Below are 17966 nucleotides of genomic sequence, written 5' to 3'. Positions count from 1 at the left end.
CGCCAGCACGGTAGCATCGTGGCCACTATTCATGAATACAGGAGACCCCGATGTCCTCGCCCACCCTCGTCCTCGTGCACGGCGCGCTGAACGACCACACTGTCTGGGCCCCGCTCGTGCCCGCCCTGGAACAGCGCGGCTGGCGCGTGCTGGCACCCGATCTGCCGGCGCACGATGGCAACGGCGCGCCGCTGCCGTCCGTCGAGGCGATGGCCGACTGGCTGCTGGCTACCCTGGACGCGCGCGACCTCGGCCAGGTGGCCCTGGCCGGCCACAGCATGGGCTCGCTGATCGCGCTGGAACTGGCCGCGCGCGCGCCGGCGCGCGTTACGCACCTGGCGCTGCTGGGCAGTACTTTCCCCATGAAAGTCTCTGGCGCGCTGCTGAAGACGGCGCTGGAAGACGAGGCGGCCGCCATCGAGATGGTGGCGCGCTGGTCGCACGCGCCCGGCCCCGATGGCGCCGAACACCCGGCCGCGCAAGGCTCGCGCGCCTTGATGCGCGCCGTCGCGGCGCGTGGCGATCACCTGCTGCATACGGACCTTGCGGCATGCAAGGCTTACGCCAACGGCAGCGCCGCCGCCGCCCAGCTGCGCTGCCCCGTGCTGCTGCTGGCCGGCGCGCGCGACATGATGACGCCGCCCGACGGCGGCCAGTTGCCGGGCGCATTGCCGGCGCCACGCCAGGTCACCGTCGACGCCGGCCACCAGATGATGGCCGAGCAGCCGCAGGCCGTGCTCGATGCGCTGACCGCGTTCCTGGGCGCGCCGTGACGGAAGCAAGTAGTAAGTAAGTCAGCGGCAGTCCAGCGGGCCGAAGTGATCGGCCAGCGAGCGGCCCAGGCCCGTCTCGACGGCCGCCTCGACCTGGCGCGCCAGCCGGGCCGCGTCGCGGCTGGCCAGGACGTCGCGCGGGTCGTCCGACTCGTAGGCCACGCCGGCGTTGACCGGCATGCCGCCGAACACGAACACGCGGTAGACGTCCGCCAGCGTCAGGCGGTCCGTATTGGCCAGCAGCACCCAGCTGTCGGCGTCGCCGCCCACGTGCTTGCCCCACTGCACCCGCGGCGGCGCGTCCAGCTTGACGCGCCCCACCCAGCCCTGCGCCTGCATGCGCTCGAGCAGCAGGTCCATCTCGTCGAAGCCGAGCCGGGTGCGGGCGCGGATCGTGCTGGCGTTGACCAGCGCCGTGTCGCCGCAGCGGCAGGCCACGTGCAGCACCTGCAGCACGGCCATCGCATCGACGAAGGCGCTGCCCGGCGCCGGCTCGTGCCACCAGCGTTCGTATTTGACGACGGGCAGCGCAGCCGTCAGCAGCGCGCCCACCAGCGTGATCATCCATGACAGGTAGACCCACAACAGGAACAGCGGCAGCGCGGCCAGCGCGCCGTAGATCTTCGAATAGGTGGGAAATTGCGTGATGAAGACGGCGAAGCCGCGCTTGGCCAGCTCGAACGCCATGCCGGCCAGCATGCCGCCGGCCAGCGCGTCGCGCCATTCGACGTTGCGGTTCGGGACGGCCAGGTAGAGAAACGTGAAGCCGGCCGTGGTCAGGACCAGCGACAGGACCGTGTAGAACAGCGCCCCGGCCACGTCGCCGACCAGTGACGTGGTGGCCGAAAACACCTTGGTGGACAGCGACAGCGACACGCCCACGACCAGCGGACCCAGCGTGATCAGCGCCCAGTAGACCAGGATGCGCCGGGTCCAGCGCCGCTCCGCCTTGACGCGCCAGATGCGGTTGAACACGCGCTCGATCATGCCCATCATCGCCACCGAGGTCAGCACCAGCGTGACGGCACCGACGGCCGACAGCCGCGTGGCCTGCGCCGCGAAGGTGGTCAGGTAGGACAGGATGGTGTTCGAGATCGCCTTCGGCATCACGCTCTGGATGAAATAGGCCTCCAGCGCCGTGCGGAAGGCCTTGAACATCGGGAACGTGGTGAACACGGCCAGCGCGATCGTCAGCACCGGCACCAGTGCGAACACGGTGGTGAACGTCAGGCCGCCGGCCACCTGCGGCAGGCTTTCCTCGCGCAGGCGGCGCCGGGCGAACAGGAACAGGTCGCGGATTTCGTTCCACGACAGCGAGCGTACTTCGGCGATGCCGTCGCGGCAGCTGCGGGCCACATACTGGGGTAATGTGGACAATAAGGTGGACAGGAAGGAAGATGGCATGCAGGCGTTGCGCGGCTGGGCGGCAACGGCAGCGCGCCGTTGCCTGAAAGTCCATAAAGGGCCATATAATACCAACGATGAACGCTCCCAATCTGATTATCCTCGTGCTGTACTATTCGCGGCACGGTTCCACCCGCAAACTGGCCGAGCTGATCGCCCAGGGCATCGAGAGCGTGCCCGGCTGCGATGCCCGCCTGCGTACCGTTCCCGCCGTCTCCACCGTGACCGAGGCCACCGCGCCGGACGTGCCGGCCGACGGCGCCCCGTATGTCGAGCTGGAAGACCTGGAGCAATGCGCCGCGCTCGCGGTCGGCTCGCCGACCCGCTTCGGCAATATGGCATCGGCCATGAAATACTTCTGGGACGGCACGTCGAGCCAGTGGCTGTCCGGCGCCCTGGCCGGCAAGCCTGCCTGCGTGTTCACGTCCACCGGCAGCCTGCACGGCGGCCAGGAATCGACCCTGCTGTCGATGATGATCCCGCTGCTGCACCATGGCCTGTTGGTGATGGGCCTGCCGTACACGCATCCGGACCTGATGACGACCGCCTCCGGCGGCACGCCGTACGGCGCCAGCCACTGGTCCGGCCTGGACGGCAAGAAGCCCGTCACCGACGAGGAGAAGCGCCTGGCCGTCGCCATGGGCCGGCGCCTGGCCGAGACGGCGCTGCGCCTGGCGGGCGCCACGCCTGTGCCCACCTCGACGCGGAGCGCATGATGCCCGGCCTGCGCCAGAAGATCGCCTGGTGGGGCGCGCTGCTCAGCGTGACCTTGCTGGTGGCCTGGTGCCTGCTGTGGGAGCTGGTGCTGGCGCCGCTGCACCCGGGCGGCTCCTGGCTGGCGCTGAAAGCCGTGCCGCTGGTGTTTCCGCTGATCGGCGTCATCAAGCGCGACCTGTACACGCTGCAGTGGACGTCGATGATGATCCTGGTGTACTTCACCGAAGGCGTGGTGCGCGGCTGGAGCGACCGCACCATGCCCTGGCTGGGCTGGGGCGAGGCCATCATCGTGTTCGTGTTCTTCTGCTGCGCGCTGCTGTACGTGCAGCCGTACAAGCGCGCCGCGAAAAAGGCCGCGCAGGAGCTGCTGGAGAAGGTCACGCGCGGCTCCAGCACGCCTGGCGGGCGCCGATGAATCCCTTCCTGGACGCCTGCCGCGCGCTGGTCGGCGCGGCGCACGTGCTGGACCGGCCGGACGACATGGCGCCCTTCCTGCGCGATTGGCGCGGCCGCTTCACCGGCAGCGCGCTGGCCGTGCTGCGTCCCGGCAGCGTGGACGAAGTGGCCGCGCTGGTGCGCGCCTGCGCCGCCGCGCGCGTGCCGATCGTGCCGCAAGGCGGCAATACGGGCCTGGTGCTGGGCAGCGTGCCCGATGCCTCCGGCACGGCCGTCGTGCTCTCGCTGGCCCGCTTGCACCGCATACGCGTCGTCGATCCCGTCAATCGCACGATGACCGTCGATGCCGGCTGCATCCTGCAGCAGGTGCAGGAAGCGGCCGCCGCGCACGGCTGCCTGTTCCCGCTGTCGCTGGCGGCCGAGGGCAGCTGCACGATCGGCGGCAACCTGTCCACCAATGCGGGCGGCACGGCCGTGCTGCGCTACGGGAATGCGCGCGAACTGTGCCTGGGCCTGGAAGTGGTCACGCCGCAGGGCGAGATCTGGCATGGCCTTAGCGGCCTGCGCAAGGACAATACGGGCTATGACCTGCGCGACCTGTTCATCGGCGCCGAAGGCACGCTCGGCATCATCACCGGCGCCGTGCTGAAACTGTATCCGCAACCGAAAGCCGCCATCACGGCGCTGGTGGCGCTGGCCACGCCGGAACACGCGCTGCGCCTGCTGTCGCTGCTGCAGGACCGCGCCGGCGCCAGCCTGACGGGCTTCGAGCTGATGTCGGCCTTCTGCCTGCGCCTCGTCGCCCAGCATTTCCCGCAGTTGCCGCGGCCGTTCGCGCGGGAGCACCCGCAGTATGCGCTGGTGGAACTGTCCAGCAGCGAGTCCGAGCAGCACGCCGTGGCGCTGCTGGAGCAGGCCATCGGCGCCGCGCTGGAGCAGGAGGTGGCGCTCGATGCCGTCGTCGCCGGCTCGGTGGCCCAGTCGCGCGGCCTGTGGCAACTGCGCGAGCACATTCCGCTGGCGCAGGCCGCCGCCGGCAAGAACATCAAGCACGACATCTCGCTGCCGGTCTCGCGCATCGCCGAATTCATCGCGACCACCGAGCCGCTGCTGCAGCAGGCCTTCCCCGGTTGCCAGCTGGTCTGCTTCGGCCACCTGGGCGACGGCAACCTGCATTTCAACGTGGCGCCGCCGGCCGGCATCGGCAACGAGGCGTTTCTGGCCAACCAGGAAGCCGTCAACCGCGTGGTGCACGACAGCGTGGCGCGCCACGAGGGCTCGATCTCGGCCGAACACGGCATCGGCGCGTTGAAGCGCGACGAGCTGGCGCGCTACAAGGATCCGGTCGCCTTGCGGCTGATGCGCGCGATCAAGACGGCGCTCGACCCGTACAACCTGATGAATCCGGGGAAGATCCTGTGAAATTCCTGACCGTGCTCGCCGCCGCGCTGGCATTCGCCCTGCCCGCCCAGGCGCAAATCTACAAATGCACGGCGAACGGCAAGGTCACGTACAGCGAGGCGCCATGCCAGCGCGGCAAGCAGGTGGTGCTGGCCACGCCCGACGCGCCGGCGCCCGATCCGGACAGGCCGCGAGAACTGGCGCGCCAGCGTGCCGAAAGCGAGCGCCTGCAACGCGAACGCGAAACCCGCGAGGCTGCGCAGGAGCGCGCCGATCAACGTGCCGACCGCGCCGCGGCCGCGCGCCGCCAGCGCTGCGACAAGGCGAAACTGGAGCGCCGCCTGGCCGAAGAGGACATCCGCAACGCCTCGCCACGCCAGCTGGAAGCGGCGCGCGCGCGGGCACGCCGCGTGGCCGCGCTGATGGCGCTGGAGTGTCCTCTTTGACAGGCGGCGCCGTGCCCGCCTCCAGCGTTCCGCCACGCCAGCGCGGTGCCGGCCTGCGCCGCCTGGCGCGCTGGCTGCTGCTGGGCGAATGGCGCGCCCACCCGGTGCGCGCGCTGATGGCGGTGGCCGCCATCGCCGTCGGCGTCGCGCTGGGCTTTGCCATCCACCTGATCAACGCCGCCGCCTTCAACGAGTTCTCGTCCGCCGTCAAGAGCCTGTCCGGCCAGGCCGACGTGCAGGTCGCCGGCACCGAGCCCACTTTCGACGAAGCGGTCTATCCGCTGCTGGCGCAGTTGCCCGAGGTGGCCGTGGCCTCGCCGGTGCTGGAATTCGCCGCTTCGCTGCCCGGCGGCAGCGCGCCCCTGAAGATCGTCGCGCTGGACGTGTTCCGCGCCGGCTTCATCACGCCCGACCTGATCGGGGCGCCGGCCAGCGCCGACCCGGCCGACGTGCTGGCGGGCGACGCGCTGTTCCTGTCGCCGGCCGCGCAGCAGTGGCTGGGCGTACAGCCCGGCGCCACCGTCGCGTTCCAGGTCGGCACCCGGCCGCTGCCGCTGCGCGTCGTCGGTGGGCTGCAGCGCGCACGCGTGGGCCAGCGCCTGGGCGTGATGGACATCGGCGCCGCGCAGTGGCGCTTCGGCCGGCTCGGCCAGCTGTCGCGGGTGGACCTGAAGCTGCGCCACGGTGTCGACCGCAACGCCTTCCAGGCCGCGCTGCAGGCGCGCCTGCAGCGCGAGTACCCGGGCCGCTTCCGCGTGGGCCAGCCGAACGACGCCGACCAGGAAAGCCGCAACAGCAACCTGTCGCGCGCCTACCGCGTCAACCTCAGCGTGCTGGCACTGGTCGCCTTGTTTACCGGCGCATTCCTGGTGTTCTCCACGCAGGCGCTGTCCGTGATGCGCCGGCGCAGCCAGTTCGCGCTGCTGCGCGTGCTGGGCCTGGAACGGGGCCGGCTGCTGCGCCAGGTGCTGCTGGAGGGTTTCACCCTGGGCTTGATCGGCGCCGCGACCGGCATCGCCGCCGGCTACGGCATCGCGGCCGCCGCCCTGCGCCTGTTCGGCGGCGACCTGGGCGCCGGCTACTTCGCCGGCGTGCAGCCGACGGTGCAATTCACACCCATCGGCGCCCTGGTCTACTTCACGCTGGGCGTGGGCGTGGCCCTGCTGGGCTGCGCCGCCCCGGCCTGGGAGGCGGCGCGCGCCACGCCGGCCGTCGCGCTCAAGTCGGGCGCGGATGAAGTGGCGCTGGCACGGCTGGCGCCGGCCTGGCCCGCGCTGGCCTGCATCGCCATCGCCGCCGCGCTGACGCAGGCCCCGCCCGTGTTCGAGCTGCCCGTGTTCGGCTACCTGGCCATCGCCCTGCTGCTGATCGGCGGCATCGCCTTGATGCCGCGCATCGCCGCGCTGGCGTTCCGCACCTTGCACCGCTGCTGGCAGGCCGCGACGCGCACGCGTCCCGCGGCGCCGGCCGTGCCTGCGCTGACCCTGGCCCGGCTGGCGAACGCCTCGGGCCAGGCCGGCGTGGCGCTGGGCGGCGTGCTGTCCAGTTTCAGCCTGATGGTGGCGATGGGCATCATGGTGGCCAGCTTCCGCGTCTCGGTCGACAATTGGATCCTGCAGGTGCTGCCGGCCGACCTGTATGCGCGCACCGCGGCCGGCGGTGCCACGGCCGGCCTGACGCCGCGCGAGCAGGAAGCGATTCGCGGCGCGCCCGGCATCGCGCGCGCCGAGTTCATGCGCCTGGGCTCCGTCTCGCTGGCGCCGCAGCGACCCAACGTGGTGCTGATGGCGCGCGACCTCGATCCGGCGCAGCCGGAACGCACGGTGGTGCTGGTCGGCGCCGCCGCCGTGCGCCCGGCCGGCAATGCACTGCCGCCGGCCTGGGTGTCGGAAGCGATGGCCGACCTGTACGGCATCAAGCCCGGCACCACCTTGCACCTGCCGCTGCGCGGCGTGCCCCGACCTTTTTTTGTCGCCGGCATCTGGCGCGACTACGCGCGCTCGACGGGCGCCGTGCAGATCGTCCGGGCCGACTACCGGCGCCTGACGGGCGATGACGACGTCAGCGATGCCGCCCTGTGGCTGGCCAAGGGCGTCACGGTCGGCGACGCGCAGGCGGCACTGAAACGGCTGCCGTTCGGCGCCGCGCTGGACATCACGGCGCCCACGGCGATCCGCGCGCTGTCGCTGAAGATCTTCGACCGCAGCTTCGCGGTGACGTACCTCCTGGAGGCCATCGCCATCGTCATCGGCCTGTTCGGCGTGGCCGCGACGTTCTCGGCGCAGACGCTGGCGCGCGCCAAGGAGTTCGGCATGCTGCGCCACGTCGGCGTCACGCGCGGCCAGGTGCTGGGCATCCTGGCCTGGGAAGGCGGCGCGCTGACGGCGCTGGGCATCGCCACCGGTTTCGCGCTGGGCTGGGCCATCAGCCTGGTACTGGTCCACGTGGTCAATCCGCAGTCGTTCCACTGGACGATGGAAATGCACTACCCGTGGCCGCTGCTGGCCGCCGTGGCGGGCGCGCTGCTGCTGGCGGCGATGCTGACGGCGCTGGTCGCCGGCCGCCAGGCGTTGTCCGGCGGCCCCATTCGCGCTGTCAGGGAGGACTGGTGATGCGTCGCCTGTTGTGTTGTTTGCTGTTCTGCGGCCCCACGCTGGCGGCGCCGCCCGCCTTCACGCCCGTGACGCCGCTGGCACCAGGGGCGACCCTGGCGTTCCCGCGCGACTACGGCGCCCATCCCGGCTTCAAGACGGAATGGTGGTACGCGACCGGCTGGCTGACGACCGCCGACGGCAAGTCGCTGGGCTACCAGGTGACGTTCTTTCGCAGCGCCACCGGCACGCAGGCCGACAATCCCAGCCAGTTCGCGCCGCGGCAGCTGATCATCGGCCACGCCGCGTTGTCCGATCCGGCCCGCGGCAAGCTGCTGCACGACCAGCGCAGCGCGCGCGCCGGGTTTGGCCTGGCCTACGCGAAAACCGGCGACACCGACGTCAAGGTGGACGACTGGCGCATGGTGCGCCAGGCCGACGGCAGCTACGACGTGGCGATCCGCGGCGCCGGCTTCACGCTGGCCCTGGCGCTGGTGCCCACCCAGCCGGTGCTGGCGCAGGGCGTGGGCGGCTATTCGCGCAAGGGCCCGCGGCCGCAGCAGGCCAGCTATTACTACAGCAAGCCGCAGCTGCGCACCAGCGGCACCGTGACGCGCGCGGACGGCAGCCGCCAGCAGGTCACGGGGACCAGCTGGCTCGATCACGAGTGGTCCAGCCAGGTCCTCGACGGCGAGGCGGTCGGGTGGGACTGGCTGGGCGCCAACCTGGACGACGGCGGCGCCCTGATGGCCTTCCAGGTGCGCGGGCGGGGAGGTGCTAAACTGTGGGGTCACGCGACATGGCGCGACCGCAGCGGTAAAATCGCGCATTACGGCCCCGCGGACGTCAGCTTCACGCCGCAGCGGCGCTGGCGTTCACCGCGCACCAACGCCGACTATCCGGTGGCGCAACGCCTTGTCACGGGCAAGACCAGCTGGGACATCGCGCCGCTGCAGGACGACCAGGAACTGGACTCGCGCCGCTCGACCGGCGCCGTCTATTGGGAAGGCGCCGTGACGGTCAGCCGCGATGGCCGCGCCGTGGGCCGCGCCTACCTGGAGCTGACGGGGTACGTGGCGCCGATGAAGCTGTAGAAGAACAACCATGCAATCAACATACTGCCGGCAAGGCAGCGATCACAATGAGTAACGGCACCACAAGCGGCAGCACAAGCGGCAGCACCAGCAGCACAGCCAGCAACGCGCAGCACACCCCGACAGCCACCCGACGCGAGCAGCAGAAAGGCAGCCTGGCCGCGCTGCGCGGGCTCGCCCCGTTCCTGGCGCCCTACCGCCTGCAGTTCGTGCTGGCCGGGATCGCGCTGACGGTGGCGGCGGGCGCCACGCTGGCCATCCCCTACGCCTTCAAGCAGATGATCGACCTGGGCTTCGGCGGCAAGGCGGGGATCGACAACGTGGAACATGTCAATACCGTGTTCCTGGCGCTGTTCGGCGTCGCCACCGTGCTGGCGCTGGCCACTGCCGCGCGCTTCTACACCGTGTCCTGGCTGGGCGAGCGCGTCACCGCGGACATCCGCGCCGCCGTCTACCGCCACGTGGTGCGCCAGAGTCCGGCCTTCTTCGAGACCACGCAGACGGGCGAGGTGCTGTCGCGCCTGACCACCGACACCACGCTGATCCAGGCTGTCGTCGGCACCAGCATCTCGGTGGCGCTGCGCAACCTGCTGCTGTTCGCCGGTGGCCTGGTGATGCTGTTCGTGACCAGCCCGAAACTGTCATCCATCATCATCGGCCTATTGGTGCTGACGGTGCTGCCGATCGTGATGTTCGGCCGGCGCGTGCGCAAGCTGTCGCGCGATTCGCAGGATCGCATCGCCGACGCCTCGGCGGTGGCAGGCGAGATCCTGAACGCGATGCCGACCGTGCAGGCATTCACCCACGAGCATATCGAGACGGCCCGCTTCGGCAGCACCGTGGAGAGCGCGTTCGTCACCGCCATGCAACGCATCCGCGCCCGCGCGTTGCTGACGATGCTGGCCATCGTGCTGGTGTTCGGCACCATCGTGTTCGTGCTGTGGCTGGGCGCGCACGCCGTGCTGGAAGGCTCGATGTCGGGCGGCGACCTCGGTCAGTTCATCCTGTACGCCTCGATCGTCGCGGGTGCCATCGGCGCCCTGTCGGAAGTGATGGGCGAAGCCCAGCGCGCCGCCGGCGCGACCGAACGCCTGCTGGAACTGCTGGCGGTACGCTCCGAAATCCAGGCACCGAGCCATCCGGTCGCGCTGCCGCCGCGCGCGGCCAATGGCGCGGCCCTGAGCCTGGCCGACGTCACGTTCCACTACCCTTCGCGACCGGACAGCCCGGCGCTGGCCCAGGTCGACCTGGACATCCGGCCTGGCGAGACGGTCGCGGTGGTGGGGCCGTCCGGCGCCGGCAAGACCACGCTGTTCCAGCTGTTCCTGCGCTTCTACGACCCGCAGCAGGGCACGATCCGGCTGGATGGCGTCGATATCCGCCAGCTCGACCTGCACACGCTGCGCGACGCCGTCGGCATCGTGCCGCAGGATACCGTGATCTTCTCCGCCAACGCGATGGAAAACATCCGCTATGGCCGCGCCGATGCCAGCGACGAGGAGGTGATCCGCGCCGCCAGGCTGGCCGCCGCGCACGACTTCATCGAGCGCCTGCCGCACGGCTACCAGTCCTTCCTGGGCGAGCGCGGCGTGCGCCTCTCGGGCGGGCAGCGCCAGCGCATCGCCATCGCGCGTGCGCTGCTGAAGAATCCACCGTTGCTGCTGCTGGACGAAGCCACCAGCGCGCTGGACGCCGAATCGGAGCGCCTGGTGCAGTCGGCGCTGGAGGCCGCGATGGCGGGCCGCACCACCGTCGTCATCGCGCACCGCCTGGCCACCGTGCAGCGCGCCGACCGCATCGTCGTGATGGAAGACGGCCGCATTGTCGAGATGGGCACGCACCAGTCGCTGGTGGCGCTGGGTGGCGTCTACGCCAACCTGGCCGCGCTGCAGTTCCACAGCGTGCACGTGACAGCGGTCGCCGCGGAGGCCGTGCAATGAACGGCGCCATCGACGAAAGCGCGCTGAGGCGGGCCTGCCACACGGTGCTGCCCGGCCACCGCCAGCCGACGCCCGCGCAGACCTTCGCGGCGATGGCGGCGTGGTGCGAGCAGCACGGCATCGAGCACGACGTGTATGGCGAGGGCGAGCTGATCCAGGCGCTGGAGCGCAAGGTCGCCGCCCTGCTGGGCATGGAGGCCGCCGTGTTCTGCATTACCGGCACGATGGCGCAGGCCACCGCGCTGCGCCTGGCCTGCGCGGCGCGCGGCAGCCAGCTGGTCGCGCTGCACCCGACCGCGCACATCCTGAAGCACGAGCGGGCCAACCACCAGCTGTTCGGCCATTTCACGGCCCTGCCGATCGGCAGCCCGCACCGTCCGTTCACCCTGGAAGAGCTGCAGGCGATCGCGGACCCGCTGGGCGCCGTGGCGCTGGAACTGCCGGCGCGCGAGATCGGCGGCCAGGCGCCCTCGTGGCCCGAGCTGACCGCGATCAAGGACCACTGCGCCAGCACCGGCGTGCACCTGCACGTCGATGGCGCCCGGCTGTGGGAAGCGGCAGCCGGCTATGGCAAGGCGCCGGCGGAGCTGGCCGCCGGCTGCGACTCCGTCTACGTCTCGCTGTACAAGGGTATCGGCGGCCTGGGCGGCGCGGTGCTGGCCGGCCGCCACGCCTTCGTCGAGCAGGCGCGCGAGTGGTATCGCCGCCAGGGTGGCAACGTGATCCACCGTACGCCTTACGTGGTCGCGGCGGCGATGCAGCTGGACGCGCGCCTGGCCGCGATGCCGGCGTACTTCCGCCGCACCCAATGGCTGTTCGACGCGCTGCGCCGCTACCCGCTGCTGCGGCCCAATCCGGACCAGCCGCAGGCCAACCTGCTCCATCTGCACCTGCCTGTGGCGCGCGAGACGGCGCTGGCGATCCGCAACCGCATCGCCCGGGAGCATGGGGTCTGGCTGCACAACCAGGTGCATCACGCGGCAATGCCGCGCACCTCCTATACCGAATGGTACGTTGGCGAGCACCTGCTGGCGCTGCCGGACGACGCGGTGCATGCCGCGCTGGCGGCATGGCACCGCGCCCTGGAGGCCGCGCAATGAGCTTCGCATCGCTGCAACTGATCGATCCGCTGCTGCGCACCCTGGCGGCACTGGGCTACGACGACCCCACCCCCGTGCAGAAGCAGGCCATCCCCGCCGTGCTGGCGGGCCGCGACCTGATGGCGGCCGCGCAGACCGGCACCGGCAAGACGGCCGGCTTCGCGCTGCCGCTGCTGCAGCGCCTGACCCTGGCCGGCGCCGTCGGCCCGCACGGCGTGCGCTGCCTGGTGCTGGTGCCGACCCGCGAGCTGGCCGAGCAGGTCTACGACAGCTTCCGCCGCTACGGCGCCGCGCTGCCGCTGCGCAGCTTCGTGGCCTACGGCGGCGTGCCGCTCGAGCCGCAGGTGAACAAGCTGCGCAAGGGCCTGGACGTGCTGGTGGCCACGCCCGGTCGCCTGCTCGACCTGCTGCGCCAGGGCGCGCTGACGTTCGCCCAGCTGGAAACCCTGGTGCTGGACGAGGCCGACCGCATGCTGGACCTGGGCTTTGCGGCGGACCTGGACGCGGTGTTCGCCGCCCTGCCCGCGCAGCGCCAGACCTTGCTCTTCTCTGCCACCTTCTCGGACACGATCCGCGCCATGGCGCAGCAACTGCTGCAGGATCCGGTATCGGTCCAGGCCAGTCCCGCCAACGCGGCGGCGAAGACGGTGCGCCAACTGGTCTACACGACCGACAAGAAGGCCAAGCCGGAACTGCTGGTGCACCTGGCGCGCCAGCAGGGCTGGGGCCAGGCGCTGATCTTCGCCAAGACGAAAAAGGGCGTGGACCAGCTGGTCGCCCTGCTGCAGGACGAAGGTTTCAGTGCCGAGGCGATCCACGGCGACCGGCCGCAACCGGCCCGGCTGCAGGCGCTGAACCGCTTCAAGGCGCGCCAGGTGCAGTTGCTGGTGGCCACCGACGTGGCGGCGCGCGGCCTGGACATCCAGGCCCTGCCGGTGGTCGTCAACCTGGACCTGCCCACAGTGGCCGAGGATTATGTGCACCGCATCGGGCGCACGGGCCGTGCCGGTGCCGAGGGTGAAGCGATCTCGCTGGTGGCGGCGGACGAAGTGGAGCTGCTGCGCTCCATCGAGACGCTGATCAGGCAGGTGCTGCCGCGCGTCGAGGAGCCGGGCTTCGAGGCCAACCACCGGGTGCCGTCGACCGGCACGCCGGCCAGGCCCGCGCCCGCGCCCCGCTCCGCCAAGTCCGCGCGACCGGCCGCGCCGAATCCGGCCGCCACGGCCCCCCGCCCCGCGGGCGGTTTCGAACAGGCGCCGATGGCGCCGCCGAAAGCGCCCCGCAAGCCGCGCCCTGTCGCTGTTCCCCAGGGCCGTACGGTGGTGGCCGCGCCACGGGGCGCCAAGGCGGCGCTCAAGGGCCGGCCAAAACGTTAGCAACCGGGCATGCTAGAATCGCGGGCTTTGCGCCGCGCGCACGCTTTACGGAGAACCGCATGCAGCAGTACCAGCAACTGATCGAAACCGTCCTGGCCGAAGGCAGCTGGCAGGACAACCGCACGGGCATCCGCACCCTGTCGGTGCCGGGCGCCATGATGCGCTTCGACCTGGCCAAGGGCTTCCCGGCGGTGACGACGAAGAAGCTGGCGTTCAAGTCCGTCGTGGGCGAGCTGTGCGCCTTCCTGCGCGCCTCGCGCAGCGCCGCCGACTTTCGCGCGCTGGGCTGCAAGGTATGGGACCAGAACGCCAACGAGAACCGCCAGTGGCTGGACAATCCGTTCCGCGCCGGCACCGACGACCTCGGTCCCGTGTACGGCGTGCAGTGGCGCGAATGGCCGGCCTACAAGGTGCTCGATGCGGCCGCCACGGCGCGGATCGATGCCGCCCGCGCCAACGGCTTTACCGTCGTCGCGCCGCTGCAGGAACATGGCGTCGACAAGCTGCTGCTGTACAAGGCGGTGGACCAGCTGCGCGAGTGCCTGGACACCATCGTCCACAACCCAGGCAGCCGCCGCATCCTGTTCCACGGCTGGAACCCGGCCGTGCTGGACGAGGTGGCGCTGCCGGCCTGCCACCTGCTGTACCAGTTCATCCCGAACGCGACGACCAGGGAAATCTCGCTGTGCCTGTACGTGCGCAGCAACGACATCGGCCTGGGCACGCCGTTCAACATCGCCGAAGCCGCCGCGCTGCTGGCGCTGGTGGGCCGGCTGACGGGCTACACGCCGCGCTGGTTCAGCTATTTCGTCGGCGATGCGCACATCTACGAGAACCACCTGGACATGGTGCGCGAGCAGCTCACGCGCGAACCGTATCCGCTGCCGCGCCTCGTGATCTCCGAGCGCGTGCCGGCGTTTGCCGAGACCGGGCGTTACGAGCCGGAATGGCTGGAAAAAATCGAGCCGTCCGACTTCAGCCTGGAGGGTTACCAGCACCATGCCGCGATCACGGCGCCGATGGCGGTGTAAAAAAAGCACACCCGCGGCACGGTGGGTTGGGGTCTGTCCCCACCGGGGACTGACCCCGGTTTTGATCCGCGGCCGCCAGGTACCGGGAACTCGGGCGGTGCGACAAAAACCGGGGTCAGTCCCCTAACCCTGCCAACTAGTAAGGCAGCAGCCGTCACTTACCGGGGACAGACCCCTGGCCCCCGGCCTGCATCGACTCCATCAGCGCGTAAAACCACTTCGCCTCGCGCGTCTTGTGCAGCTGGTACCAGGCCTCCAGCGTGGCCGGCCGCAGCACGTCCAGCAGCTTGAACACCTCGTACGAGAACTCCAGCGGCGCCAGGCCGGTGGCCGTGATCAGGTTGCGGTCGCGCACCGCCGGCTCGTGCCGGTACCGTTCCGCGCCCTGGTAGTCCGGGCAAGTCTGCTTCAGGAAATCCAGGTCGTTGCTGGTGTGTGCGTGCTCGTTCAACGCGCCGACCTGCGCCAGGCCATTGGTCGCGCCGCAGATCGCCGCCACGTTATGGCCCTCGTCCAGCCGGGCACGCGCGAACGCCAGCGCGGCCTTGGCCTGCGGCTGGTCCCAGATGTCCGAACCGGGCAACAGCAGCAGGTCGCCCTGCTCCATGCGCACCTCGTCCAGGGCCAGATCGGGCGTCAAGGCCATGCCACCCATGCTGCGCACCGGCGCTGCCGTCAGCCCGACCAGAACTTGCTCGAACGGCGCCAGCGGATTGGCGAAGAAACGGCGGCTGTGCAGCTCCGCCGTCAGGTAGCCGATTTCCCAGTCGGCCAGCGTCTCGACCACGACCAGATAGACTTTCATGCTGCCTCCTTGTGCGCTGTGGGTGCGAATCAGTATAACGCCGCGCCGGCCAGCGGCGGCTGCACCAGCTCCAGCCAGCGCTGCGCGGCGCGCTCGTCCTGCGTGCGCAGCAGGAACTGGTGGCCCTGCATGGCCGCGCCGGACGCCAGCGCGCGCTCGCTGGCCGCGGCCACCTGCAGGTAGCGCAGGCCCTGGGCGTCGTCCGCATCGAGCAGCAGGCGGCCATAGTGGAACGCGGCCTGCGGATGCTGGCCGGGCTGGGCCAGCACGCGGGCCAGCAGCGGGCGCGCGGCCTGGGCGGTGTCGAATTCCGTCGTCAGCAGCGCCAGCTCCTCCAGCTGGGCCGGCGCCAGCGTGGCGATGTCCTGCGCCGCCAGCGCCTGCATGCGCTGGCGCGCCGCGCTGGCCTGGTGGTAGCGCTGCTCCCAGTTACGCCCTTCGCGGCGCCACCACAGCGCGTCGAATTCGGCGACCAGGCGGCGCGTGGTGTCGGAGCCCAGCAGCACGTCGGCCGCGCTGCGCTCCAGCGGCGGCGGCAGCGCCGCCGGCACGCCGATGGCGATCAGCCGCTCGTGCAGACAGGGATGGGTGTCGTGCCGCCCGGAGCGCTGCGCCAGTGCGGCTTCCAGGCGTTCCGGCCGGGCCCACTGCGCGTGACCGGCGCGCAAAGCCGTGCGCATTGCCGTGTACGGCATGAAGGGCGGGCGCACGCCCCGGTCGGCGTGGCGCAGCAAGGTCGGCCAGAACGTCTCGTGCAGCCAGCGCATCTGCAGCGTGTCGCGCACGAGCGCGCGCGCGTTGACGGTGGCGCCCACCACAGCCGTGGCGGCGCGGTCCGCCTCGTACTCGTGCTGGCGCGCCAGCACGAACGTGACCGCATTGTAGTAGGCCAGCGTGCGGTCCAGCAGCGGTGCCGCGAGCCGTGCCAGCGCGCCGCTGCGCTCCTGCGCCTGCTCGTGCAGTGCGCCGACGACGCGGCGCTGGCGATACACCCAGGCATGCAGGGGCGCACGGCCGCCGCCGAGATGCCCCAGCTCGTGCGCCAGGGCGGCGAACAGCTCGCTGGTCGACACGGCCAGCAGGTAAGGCAGGCCCACCATCAGGTAATTGGTACGGCGCCCCCACAGGCCGCCCCAGCGCGGCTGCTGCAGCACCGCCACGTTGTAGCGCGCGTCCAGCAGCACGTGGTGGACCGGCGGCGCCGCCATGCGCTCGCGCATGCGGTCGAGGGCATCGAACAACGCCGGCGCCTCCGCCCGCGTCAGCGCCCGCCCCTGCGGCACCGGCAGGCGCGGCCACAGCAGCCACTTCAGCAGCAGCGCGACCAGCGCGCCCAGCACGGCGGCCGCCAGCGTGGCATCGATGGCGGGCAAGTGCCGCAGCAGCGCATGGCAGACCAGCCACGCCGCCAGCAGCAGCGCCAGCTCCGCGCCATACAGTCCCATGCTGACGAGCAGGACGCGGGCGTGGAAGCGCCGCGGACGCGCGCGCGACTCGCGCTCCAGACGCTCGATCAGTGCCAGATAGCGCTGCTGGTCCACCCGTTCTCCCTTAACCGCCGTAAAAAGTCGTTAAGATAAAGGAAACGTGGCCCGGCAAATCTCTCCAATACTCACGCCAGCACTTTATTAGAGGAAATATTTGAGGAATTGGCCACGAATTGGCCACGTGCCCGCCAGGCGCGCCGGCGGCATCCTATAATACGGGCCGCAACGAACCCTCCAGATACGACCTCATGACGCAACTCGCCATCATCGTCGCCGTCGACCGCAACGGCGGCATCGGCATCCACAACCAGCTGCCCTGGCACCTGCCGGAAGACCTGGCGCACTTCAAGCGCCTGACGACGGGCCACCCGATCATCATGGGCCGCAAGACCTTCGAGTCGATCGGCCGGCCGCTGCCGAACCGGCGCAGCATCGTCGTCACGCGCAATCCCGAGTGGCGCCACGACGGCGTCGAAGCCGTCGGCTCGCTGGCCGACGCGGTGGCGCTGGTCGCGCAGGTTAATAATGAGGCCCCCGCCTTCATCATCGGCGGCGCCCAGGTCTTCGCCGAGGCGCTGGCCGTGGCCGACCGGCTGATCGTCACGCACATCGACCAGGCGTTCGACTGCGATACCTTCTTCCCCCCGATCGATCCGGCCGTGTGGCAGGAAAGCGAACGGCAGGCGTATCATGCCGCCAGTGGCTTGCCTTACGCGATCGTCACCTACCAACGTCATCCAGCTTAAGGAATACTCGACAGATGTCAGGACACGGCTTCCACGTCCACGGCCCGCACGACCACGCGGTCGAACATGCCGCCGGCCACGGCCACGACAAATTCTCCGGCAAGATCGCCGTCACCACCGCCATCCTGGCGACGATCGGCGCGCTGTTCGGTTACCAGGGCGGCGCCACCCAGAACGACGCGGCCATGTTCAAGAACAACGCGGCCATCGCCAAGACGGAAGCGGCCAACCGCTGGAACTACTACCAGGCCAAGTCGAACAAGCAGAATCTGGCCGAGCTGGCGATGACGCTGCCGAACGTCGATCCGGAAAAATACCGTGCCGACGTGGCCCGCTACAAGTCGGAAAAGGAAGAGATCAAGAAAGAGGCGGAAAGCTGGGAAGCGAAGTCGCACGAGTGGGACAGGAAGTCCGACACCGTGCTGCACCAGCACCACCAGTGGGCACTGGCGACGACCGCCGAACAGATCGCCATCGCGCTGGCCGCCATCACCTTGCTGACCAACCGCCGCTGGCTGCTGCTGTCCACCTACGCGGTGGCCGCCGCCGGCATCGCGCTGGGCGCGTTCGCCTGGCTGCACGTCGACCCGCTGGGCGCCCTGTTCGGCGCGGCAGCGCACTAAGCTTCGCACGCCATGAAAGCGCGCCGGCCAGCCTCG

The 17966-nt window shown here is 70.5% G+C and carries 15 protein-coding genes and 1 pseudogene; 13 read left to right on the top strand and 3 right to left on the bottom strand.

The window, feature by feature from the left end; all coding sequences use genetic code 11:
* Positions 1-50: 50 nt before the first annotated feature.
* Positions 51-773: pseudogene (locus E7V67_012445) on the top strand (alpha/beta hydrolase).
* A gap of 21 nt (positions 774-794) precedes the next feature.
* On the opposite strand, the gene E7V67_012440 reads toward E7V67_012445, so the two are convergent.
* Positions 795-2177, bottom strand: a complete 1383-nt coding sequence (locus tag E7V67_012440; GenBank protein ID WUR15875.1) for a YihY family inner membrane protein — start codon at positions 2175-2177, stop codon at positions 795-797.
* Positions 2178-2254: 77 nt separating this feature from the next.
* Between E7V67_012440 and wrbA the strand changes: the two genes are divergently transcribed.
* Genes wrbA through E7V67_012390 form a run of 10 tightly spaced genes read left to right on the top strand, consistent with a single transcriptional unit; the run spans position 2255 to position 14269 of the window.
* Positions 2255-2893 (top strand): NAD(P)H:quinone oxidoreductase, encoded by a 639-nt coding sequence (wrbA, locus tag E7V67_012435; GenBank protein ID WUR15874.1) that lies wholly within the window; start codon positions 2255-2257, stop codon positions 2891-2893.
* On the top strand, positions 2890-3309 hold the full coding sequence (locus tag E7V67_012430; protein WUR15873.1) for a DUF2069 domain-containing protein: 420 nt from the start codon (positions 2890-2892) through the stop codon (positions 3307-3309). Before wrbA ends, E7V67_012430 begins: the two co-directional genes overlap by 4 nt.
* Positions 3306-4712, top strand: a complete 1407-nt coding sequence (locus tag E7V67_012425; GenBank protein ID WUR15872.1) for an FAD-binding oxidoreductase — start codon at positions 3306-3308, stop codon at positions 4710-4712. Before E7V67_012430 ends, E7V67_012425 begins: the two co-directional genes overlap by 4 nt.
* Positions 4709-5137, top strand: coding sequence for a DUF4124 domain-containing protein (locus E7V67_012420; GenBank protein WUR15871.1), 429 nt, complete (start codon positions 4709-4711; stop codon positions 5135-5137). Before E7V67_012425 ends, E7V67_012420 begins: the two co-directional genes overlap by 4 nt.
* A gap of 53 nt (positions 5138-5190) precedes the next feature.
* The gene (locus E7V67_012415) at positions 5191-7749 is read left to right on the top strand and encodes an FtsX-like permease family protein (GenBank protein ID WUR16267.1); all 2559 of its coding nucleotides are present in this window, start codon (positions 5191-5193) and stop codon (positions 7747-7749) included.
* Positions 7749-8822: a carotenoid 1,2-hydratase gene (locus E7V67_012410; GenBank protein WUR15870.1), complete on the top strand. Its 1074-nt coding sequence runs from the start codon at positions 7749-7751 to the stop codon at positions 8820-8822. The genes E7V67_012415 and E7V67_012410 overlap by 1 nt, the downstream gene beginning before the upstream one ends.
* Before the next feature lie 47 nt (positions 8823-8869).
* Complete coding sequence (locus E7V67_012405; protein WUR15869.1) at positions 8870-10762, top strand: ABC transporter transmembrane domain-containing protein; 1893 nt, start codon at positions 8870-8872, stop codon at positions 10760-10762.
* Positions 10759-11862, top strand: coding sequence for a beta-eliminating lyase-related protein (locus E7V67_012400; GenBank protein WUR15868.1), 1104 nt, complete (start codon positions 10759-10761; stop codon positions 11860-11862). Before E7V67_012405 ends, E7V67_012400 begins: the two co-directional genes overlap by 4 nt.
* Positions 11859-13238 (top strand): DEAD/DEAH box helicase, encoded by a 1380-nt coding sequence (locus E7V67_012395; protein WUR15867.1) that lies wholly within the window; start codon positions 11859-11861, stop codon positions 13236-13238. The genes E7V67_012400 and E7V67_012395 overlap by 4 nt, the downstream gene beginning before the upstream one ends.
* Before the next feature lie 59 nt (positions 13239-13297).
* Positions 13298-14269, top strand: a complete 972-nt coding sequence (locus tag E7V67_012390; GenBank protein ID WUR15866.1) for a thymidylate synthase — start codon at positions 13298-13300, stop codon at positions 14267-14269.
* Positions 14270-14423: 154 nt separating this feature from the next.
* On the opposite strand, the gene E7V67_012385 is transcribed toward E7V67_012390, so the two are convergent.
* Together E7V67_012385 and E7V67_012380 are read right to left on the bottom strand one after the other, a co-directional pair.
* The gene (locus tag E7V67_012385) at positions 14424-15074 is read right to left on the bottom strand and encodes a DJ-1/PfpI family protein (GenBank protein ID WUR15865.1); all 651 of its coding nucleotides are present in this window, start codon (positions 15072-15074) and stop codon (positions 14424-14426) included.
* A 29-nt stretch (positions 15075-15103) separates the two neighbouring features.
* A complete protein-coding gene (locus tag E7V67_012380) occupies positions 15104-16615 on the bottom strand; it encodes a M48 family metallopeptidase (protein ID WUR15864.1) in 1512 nt (503 codons plus the stop codon).
* A 194-nt stretch (positions 16616-16809) separates the two neighbouring features.
* Here E7V67_012380 and E7V67_012375 point away from each other — a divergent pair, with 194 nt between their 5' ends.
* Complete coding sequence (locus tag E7V67_012375) at positions 16810-17307, top strand: dihydrofolate reductase (protein WUR15863.1); 498 nt, start codon at positions 16810-16812, stop codon at positions 17305-17307.
* 14 nt (positions 17308-17321) lie between these two features.
* Positions 17322-17930 carry a DUF4337 domain-containing protein gene (locus E7V67_012370; protein ID WUR15862.1) on the top strand — a complete coding sequence of 203 codons (609 nt, stop codon included), beginning with the start codon at positions 17322-17324 and terminating at the stop codon, positions 17928-17930.
* Positions 17931-17966: the final 36 nt, after the last annotated feature.

Origin of the sequence: [Empedobacter] haloabium (assembly GCA_008011715.2) — a bacterium.
Classification (GTDB): Bacteria; Pseudomonadota; Gammaproteobacteria; order Burkholderiales; family Burkholderiaceae_D; genus Rugamonas; species Rugamonas haloabia.
Note: the sequence above shows the minus strand (reverse complement) of the source record. Positions and strands in the feature narration are given on the sequence as shown.

Coding starts and splice junctions, on each gene's coding strand:
- E7V67_012440 (WUR15875.1), bottom strand. CDS start 2,177: ATGCCATCTTCCTTCCTGTCCACCTTATTGTCCACATTACCCCAGTAT.
- wrbA (WUR15874.1), top strand. CDS start 2,255: ATGAACGCTCCCAATCTGATTATCCTCGTGCTGTACTATTCGCGGCAC.
- E7V67_012430 (WUR15873.1), top strand. CDS start 2,890: ATGATGCCCGGCCTGCGCCAGAAGATCGCCTGGTGGGGCGCGCTGCTC.
- E7V67_012425 (WUR15872.1), top strand. CDS start 3,306: ATGAATCCCTTCCTGGACGCCTGCCGCGCGCTGGTCGGCGCGGCGCAC.
- E7V67_012410 (WUR15870.1), top strand. CDS start 7,749: ATGCGTCGCCTGTTGTGTTGTTTGCTGTTCTGCGGCCCCACGCTGGCG.
- E7V67_012405 (WUR15869.1), top strand. CDS start 8,870: ATGAGTAACGGCACCACAAGCGGCAGCACAAGCGGCAGCACCAGCAGC.
- E7V67_012400 (WUR15868.1), top strand. CDS start 10,759: ATGAACGGCGCCATCGACGAAAGCGCGCTGAGGCGGGCCTGCCACACG.
- E7V67_012395 (WUR15867.1), top strand. CDS start 11,859: ATGAGCTTCGCATCGCTGCAACTGATCGATCCGCTGCTGCGCACCCTG.
- E7V67_012390 (WUR15866.1), top strand. CDS start 13,298: ATGCAGCAGTACCAGCAACTGATCGAAACCGTCCTGGCCGAAGGCAGC.
- E7V67_012385 (WUR15865.1), bottom strand. CDS start 15,074: ATGAAAGTCTATCTGGTCGTGGTCGAGACGCTGGCCGACTGGGAAATC.
- E7V67_012375 (WUR15863.1), top strand. CDS start 16,810: ATGACGCAACTCGCCATCATCGTCGCCGTCGACCGCAACGGCGGCATC.
- E7V67_012370 (WUR15862.1), top strand. CDS start 17,322: ATGTCAGGACACGGCTTCCACGTCCACGGCCCGCACGACCACGCGGTC.